The organism is Candidatus Symbiopectobacterium sp. NZEC135 (assembly GCF_025962695.1).
Genome location: NZ_JAGFPF010001412.1, coordinates 1 through 554 on the forward strand (window position 1 = coordinate 1; position 554 = coordinate 554).

Annotated in this window: 1 protein-coding gene; it reads left to right on the forward strand. The window is 53.6% G+C overall.

What is annotated here, in order from left to right; all coding sequences use genetic code 11:
* Positions 1 to 554 (forward strand): TerC family protein (locus J5224_RS34565; protein ID WP_413544775.1); only part of this gene is annotated, 554 nt, incomplete at both ends.

Genomic DNA, 554 nt, shown 5'->3' on the forward strand with positions numbered 1-554 from the left:
TATTGCCATTCTGGCGGAAAAACTCCCCGAAAAACTAAGAGATCGCGCCCGCGTCGTTGGCCTGTCACTCGCATTATTGATGCGTCTGGTGCTGCTTGCCTCTATGTCCTGGCTGGTTTCGCTCACTGCCCCGCTTTTCACCCTGTTTCAACAGCCGTTTAGCGCACGCGATATCATCATGGCGGTCGGCGGGCTGTTTCTGCTGTTCAAAGCCACGGTAGAACTTAATGAACGGTTGGAAGGCCGAGATCAGGAGCAGCATGGACAGCGCAAACGAGCGCGTTTTTGGGCGGTTGTAACGCAGATTGTCATTCTGGATGCCATCTTTTCGCTGGATTCGGTCATCACCGCTGTCGGCATGACCGATCACCTGCTGGTGATGATGTCTGCCGTGACCATCGCCATTGGGCTGATGCTGCTCGCCAGCAAACCATTAACCCGGTTTGTCAGCGCCCACCCTACCATTGTCATTCTTTGTCTCAGCTTTTTGCTGATGATCGGCTTTAGTCTGGTCGCGGATGGCTTTGGTTACCATATTCCCAAAGGCTACCTCT